The following is a 6,249-nucleotide window of genomic DNA, read 5'->3' as shown; positions in this document are numbered from 1 at the left end:
GAGCGGTCGACCTCGTCGTGCGTGACGATGAAGGCCAGCCAGTCGCCCTGCTCGCCCATCGCGGGGCCGATCACGTCACCGCCGGCGAAGGCGCGCGGGCCGCGCCAGAACAGGCCGGAGTATCCGGCGAGCTTCCTGCCCTGGGTGCCGGGGCTGCCGAACATCAGATCGGTGTCGAGGACGTTGGTCAGCGCGGTGGTGACCTCAAGCGTCCAGGAGTCGGCCTCGACGTCGCGCGCGCTCAGCGTGCGGTGCTCCTCGATCCAGTGCTCCCCCGCCATCGTGTGCCAGGCCAGGTCCTCGGCGATCACGGCGCGGCCGTGGCCCGTTGCGGTGGACAGGGTGAGGCTGCGCATCGTGCCGAGATTCGGCAGGTCCACGTAGCCCTGGCCGCGCAGGTAGGTGCCGCCGCCCCAGAAGTTCTGCCCCGACACCCATGCCGCTGTGATCTGGAGGCCCGTGTGCCAGCGGTGGTCGTGCGGCCGGTACCCGGTGACCACGTCGCCGGCGAGCGTGCGCACCGGATGCAGGTAGGGCTTCGGCGCCTCGAAGGGGGCCGTGACCGGCCGGTGCACGTACCGGAAGAGGTCGACGTCGCGGGTTCGGACGGTCAGCGAGTCCCCGTTCTCGAGGAGTTCGAAGGTCATCGGAACACCTCCGGGTGCCCTCCGTTGAGCGAGCTGTAGAACGGGTCGGCTGCGTCGATCCCTCCGCGCCGGACCGGCCGGCCGGTGATTGCGGCCTTGTACAAGGCGGTGACCAGTTCCATGGTGGATCTGCCGAGGTCGGGCCGGATGCCCGCGTCGTAGCCGTCCAGGAACGCCGCGAATTGGGCGGTGTGCGAGCTGGGCAGGTCGTCCGGCGGCTCCCACTTCACGCCGGACGACCTGGTCGTGAACGTCCAGTCCGCGTTGGAGTAGCCGTACAGATGCCTCAGCTCGACCGTGGCGTCGGTGAGATCGAACCGCAGGTAGCTCTCCTCGCGTGGGGAAAGGACGCTGTTGAGGACCGTCGCGATGGCTCCGTTGTCGAACCGGACCAGGGCCGCGGACACGTCCTCGGTCTGGACGTCGCGCTCGAGGCGGCCGGCCATCGCGCGTACCTCGGCCCATTCGCCGAGTACCTCGAGCATCAGGTCCATCTGGTGGATGCCGTGGCCCAGCGTCGGGCCGCCGCCCTCGCTGTCCCAGGTGCCGCGCCAGGGCACGTCGTAGTAGGCGTCGTCGCGGTACCACGCCGTGACGCACTGCGCGACGAGCGGACGGCCCAGCGTCCCGGCCGCGATCTGGTCGCGCAGGTACCGGGCCCCCGAGCCGTACCGGTGCTGGAACACCGCGCCTGCGAGGGCTGGCCCCTCGGCGGCACGGATGCGGTCGAGCTCGGCGAGCGACAGCGCCACCGGTTTCTCGCACCACACCCACGCCTGCGACTCCAGGCAGGCCACGGCCTGTTCTGCGTGCAGGAACGGAGGCGTGCACAGGTGAACGAGGTCTGGCTGCTGTTCCTCGAGCATCGTGCGCAGGTCGGTGTGGACCGCGGGGATGCCGTGTTCGGCCGCGAACGCCTCGGCGCGCGCGGCGTCCACGTCGACGGCTGCCACGATCACGGCCCGGTGCGCCTGCGCCCGGAGGGCGGGAACGTGGCAGATGCCCGCGATCCCGCCCGTTCCGACGATCGCCGTTCTGATCATCCGCCCAGCACCTTCTTGATCGAGTAGTAGGCGGGCTTGGGCAGCAGGTTCTCGTCGTAGGGCAGGGCCGCGCCCTCACCGGGGAAGACCGCGGGGATCCACGAGTACTTGTCCGTGTAGTCCCAGATGGTGACGCCGACGCACTTCTTGACCGCCAGGCAGGCCTTGACGTAGTCGGCGTACCAGGTGGCCTGGGTGGCGAGCTTGTCCGGGGTCGCGGGCAGGTTCATCCGGATGTCGAGCTCGGTGACCGCGACCTCGACGCCGAGGTCGGCGAAGCGCTGCATGTTCTGCTGGACGTCTGCGGGGAATCCGTACTGGAGCGCCAGATGGCCCTGGATGCCGAAGCCCTGCACCGGGACACCGTCGGCCTTCAACTGCTTGATCAGGGTGTAGTAGGCATCGCTCTTGGGACCGATCCAGTCCACGTTGTAGTCGTTGAGGTACAGCTTGGCGTGCCGGTCGGCCTCATGGGCCCAGCGCAGGGCGTCGGCGATGTAGCCGGGGCCGAGCGTCTTGTAGAAGAGCGTCTCGCGGTAGGTGCCGTCCTCGTTGAAGGCCTCGTTGACGACGTCCCAGTGGATGACCTGGCCCTTGAAGTGCCGGACCTCGGTCTGGATGTGGTTCTTGAGGATGGCGCGCAGTTCGTCGGGGGTCCAGGTGCCCTCGGTGAGCCAGGCGGGGAGCTGGTTGTGCCAGATGAGGGTGTGGCCGCGGACCTTTTGGTGGTGGGCCTTGGCGAGCGCGACGACCTGGTCGGCGGCGGTGAAGTCGAAGACGCCGCGCTCGGGCTCGGTGGCGTACCACTTCATGGCGTTGCCCGGGGTGGTCTGCCCGAACTCGCTGCCAAGCAGCTTGAGGTAGGCGGCGTCGGTGAACTCGGGGTTGTCGGTGGCGGAGCCGAAGTACTTGTGGTGCTTCTCGGCCAGTTCGCCGAGCGTCTTGGGACGGTGCTCGGCGGCGGCGGGCGCGGCGGTGAGTCCGGCCGTGAGGCAGACGGCGGCGGACAGGGCGGCAAGTATGCGGGTCATGGACACGGGGGTCTCCTCGGGTGGGACGGGTCAGTCGAGGACGATCGTGGTCAGCGCGCGCGGGGCGAGCGTGGCCGTGAGGGTCGTGCCGTGCGTGGAGACGATGTCGGCCGGGGTGATCGAGTGGGTCTCGTCGGTGACGTAGCCGTCGGGGTGGCGGTCATGCCCGCCGTGAAGCGAGAACTCGGCGGAGCTCTCGGTGGCCGCGGTGTTGAGGATCTCGATCACGCGGCTGCCGTCGGTGTTGCGGAATGCGGTGACCCGTAGTGCCGGGGCGGTGTCGGTGACGGGCACGCGGACGGCGCCGGGGCGGATGAACCGGCTGAAGGCGGCCAGCGCCCAGTACCGTTTGGACACCCGGTAGTCGTCACCGGGGTTGGCGAGCTGGATGAGCCCTCGGGTCGCGCCGAGGGACGCGCCGGTCCAGTAGACGTAGGCACTGGCGTTGCCGACGGTCAGGGTGTTCTGGATGTCGGCCGCGATGGTGAAACCGTCGTAGCCGCTGCCGTCGTCCCAGTGCTCGTCCCACGTGGAGCCGTCCGGTGACCATTCCGACATCCACACGCGCTTGTCGGTCGGCTGCGGGAGCTGGGTCGGACCGCTGTAGCGGTGGCCGGTGACGGTCCGCACGGCCTTGTCGGCCGCGGGGTCCGCCTCGATGGCCTCGGTGTAGGCACCCTGCCGGTCCCAGCCCGCGGCGTCGCAGCAGACCAGTTCGGTCTTCAACCCCGACCTGCGGACGGTCGGCCCGAGCACCTTGAGGAAGTCGACGGCCTGCTGCGGGGTGAACCGCATCGAGGCGTAGGTCGCCGTCCAGTCGGGTTCGTTGGTGAATCCCAGGTCGGTGATCCCGATGCCTTCCTGCCGGTAGAACTTCGCGTACTGGATCAGGTAGTTCGCGTAGGCCTGACGCCATTCGGGCAGGAGCTCGCCGCCGTTGTTCTCGCTTCCGTTGGTCTTCATGAAGGCCGGGGCGCTCCAGGCGTCGGCGTAGAACCGTTTGACGCCGTAGGCCTTGGCTTCTTTGGCGAGCCAGACCTGGCCGCCGTCCCAGCCGTCCCAGACGTACTTCGGTGTGGCGTCCGGGCCGCCGGGATCGGCCGGCAGGATCGTCGGCATGTGGTCGTAGACCGTGTCGGTCGACGACCCGATGCCCAGGCGGAGGATCGAAAGTCCCGCGCCTTTGTCCTGGCTGAGCAGCAGGTCGAGCACCTCGCGCTGTTTGGCGGGGCTGAGGCCGCGCGCGCCGTGCAGCAGGTCGGCCCGTTGGAAGGCCATGGAGAAGCCGAATCCGTCGATGGGCTGGAGCGTGGCGTTGAAGTCGATGCCCGGTCGTGCGGGGGCAGCCACAGCCTGGGATGTTAACGCTAACATGCATACCGCTGCCAGTGCGGTCAGTCGTTTCACAACGTCTCCTCGGGGGTGGAGGTTCACGCAGGGACGGGTCAGCCTTTGGTGGCACCCGCGGTGAGGCCGCCGATCAGCTGTCGCTCGGCGACGGCGTAGAAGGCGAGGGCGGGGACCATGGCGAGCACGATGTAGGCGAGCACGAGCGCGTAGTCGGTCGAGTACTGGCCCTGGAACTGCTGGACGCCGACCGGGATCGTCTGCCATTTCGGGTCGTTGAACACCAGCAGGGGCAGGAAGAAGTTGTTCCAGCTCGTGACGATCGCCAGCACCGAGACCGTCCCGAGCGCCGGACGCGCCATCGGCAGAAGGATCGTCCAGAAGAAGCGGAACTTGCCGCAGCCGTCGACGATGGCCGCCTCCTCGACCTCCGCCGGGATGGTCCGGAAGAAGCCCCGCAGAATGATGATCGTCATCGGGAGCCCGAAGGCCGCCTGCGGCAGGATCACTCCGAGCGGGTTGTCGAGCAGGTCGAAGTTGCGCAGCAGCAGGAACAGTGGCAGGACGGCAACCGCGAACGGGAACATCAGTCCGATCGTGAAGAGCGTGTAGAACAACTCCCTGCCCCGGAAGGCGTAGCGGGCCAGTACGAACGCCGCCATCGCGGAGACCGCCACCGTGCAGCTTGCCGTGCCGATCGCGATGCCCGCGCTGTTGGCGATCTGCCGCCAGAACATGCCGTCGCGCAGGATGCCGGTGTAGTTGCCGGTCTTCCAGTGCTCCGGGAGCCCGAACGGGTTGGTCGTCAACTCGCCCGTGCTCTTGAACCCGGAGATCACCGCGTAGATCAGCGGCACCACGACGAACGCGCCGATCAGCCAGATCACGGCATGCACCGACAGGCCGCGTGCCGTCCTGCGGGCGTTCATCGGCCACCTCCCAAGGTGACGGCTCCGCTCAGATCACGGCGAAGCGCGTACCGCTGGTAGACGAGGGAGAACATCATGCAGATCATGAACAACACCACGCTGATCGCGCTGGCGTAGCCGACCTGGTAGCGCTTGAACCCGAATTGGAACATCGAGATCGCCATCGTCTCGGAGGAGTGGTTGGGGCCGCCCGCGGTCATGACCCAGACGAGGTCGAAGAGTTGGATTGCCCCGATGATCGAAAGGAACACGCTGATCCGGATGGTCGGGCCGAGCAGCGGCAGCGTGACGTGCCGGAAGCGCTGCCAGGCGCCGGCGCCGTCGATGGAGGCGGCTTCGAGGATCTCACCGGGGATGCTTTGCAGCCCGGCCAGGTAGAGCATCATGTGGAAGCCGAAGTACTTCCAGACCATGACCACGAACAGGGTCGGCATGACCGTCGATGGGTCGGCAAGCCACTTGCCCTGCAGCCCCTCCAGGCCGAGGGCGCCGGCGAGGTGGTCGGCCATGCCGTCGCCGGGAAGGAAGATCATGGTGAAGAGGACCGCCGTGACCACCTCGGACAGGATGTACGGCGCGAAGAACAGCATCCGGTAGACGGCCCGGCCACGCAGCCTCTGGTTGAGCAACACTGCGGTGAACAACGCGAACGGCAGCTGCACCGTGATCGACAGGACGATCAGGTACAGCCCGCGCCCCAGATCGCCGAGGAAGACCTGATCGTCGAACAGCTTGGTGTAGTTCTCGAAGCCGACGAAGTCGTCCATGGGGCCGATCCCGCCCCATTTGAAGAAGCCGGTGTACACCGCGATGGCGATCGGGGCGAGGACGAAGACGAGGAAGAGGATCAGGGCCGGAAGGAGGAACCAGGCGATCGACGCCCAGCTTCCCAGCCGGTGAAGGCGCGACCGGGCCGGGGCGGGAGGGCACACGCGCACAGCCTCCTGCGTCCGCTCCTTGGTCGGGGTAGACACGAGTTAGGCACCCTTCGCGGCCGCAGTGATCGACTGGGTGACCTGCTCGGGGGTCTTCTGGCCGGCGATGAGGTCGGCGACGCTGTCGTTGACCTCCTGGCCGACGGCCGGCGGGTAGGCCTGGTCGAGGAAGAGTTGGAAGCCCGTCGCCTTGACCAGGCTGTCGGCCACCACCTTCTTGTTGGCGTCGGTGAGCTGGCTCTCCGCGCCCTTGACCACCGGCAGGTAGCCGTTGGAGGCCAGCAGCTTGGATTCGTTCTGCAGAACGAGGACCTTCA

6 protein-coding genes and 1 pseudogene are annotated in these 6,249 nt (G+C 67.8%); all 7 read right to left on the bottom strand.

The annotated features are described in order from the left end of the window. Positions 1–647, bottom strand: a 647-nt coding sequence (locus tag O3X23_RS36300; RefSeq protein WP_269277010.1) for a DUF6807 family protein, incomplete at its 3' end; no start/stop codon positions are given. Then, a complete protein-coding gene (locus tag O3X23_RS36295; RefSeq protein WP_269277008.1) occupies positions 644–1,690 on the bottom strand; it encodes a Gfo/Idh/MocA family protein in 1,047 nt (348 codons plus the stop codon). The genes O3X23_RS36295 and O3X23_RS36300, both read right to left, overlap by 4 nt. Beyond that, complete coding sequence (locus O3X23_RS36290; RefSeq protein WP_269277006.1) at positions 1,687–2,721, bottom strand: endo-1,4-beta-xylanase; 1,035 nt, start codon at positions 2,719–2,721, stop codon at positions 1,687–1,689. The genes O3X23_RS36295 and O3X23_RS36290 overlap by 4 nt, the downstream gene beginning before the upstream one ends. Positions 2,722–2,751: 30 nt before the next feature. Further along, positions 2,752–4,071: a glycoside hydrolase family 30 protein gene (locus O3X23_RS36285; RefSeq protein WP_269277004.1), complete on the bottom strand. Its 1,320-nt coding sequence runs from the start codon at positions 4,069–4,071 to the stop codon at positions 2,752–2,754. A gap of 95 nt (positions 4,072–4,166) precedes the next feature. After that, a complete protein-coding gene (locus O3X23_RS36280; protein ID WP_269277002.1) occupies positions 4,167–4,997 on the bottom strand; it encodes a carbohydrate ABC transporter permease in 831 nt (276 codons plus the stop codon). Then, positions 4,994–5,971, bottom strand: a complete 978-nt coding sequence (locus O3X23_RS36275) for a carbohydrate ABC transporter permease (protein WP_443048083.1) — start codon at positions 5,969–5,971, stop codon at positions 4,994–4,996. Before O3X23_RS36275 ends, O3X23_RS36280 begins: the two co-directional genes overlap by 4 nt. A 3-nt stretch (positions 5,972–5,974) precedes the next feature. After that, positions 5,975–6,249 (bottom strand): annotated as a pseudogene (locus O3X23_RS36270) (ABC transporter substrate-binding protein); the annotation flags it as partial.

Source organism: Streptomyces sp. H39-S7, from assembly GCF_027158205.1.
In the GTDB taxonomy this organism is placed as follows: Bacteria; Actinomycetota; Actinomycetes; order Streptomycetales; family Streptomycetaceae; genus Actinacidiphila.
This window is presented reverse-complemented; position numbering and strand designations above follow the sequence as displayed.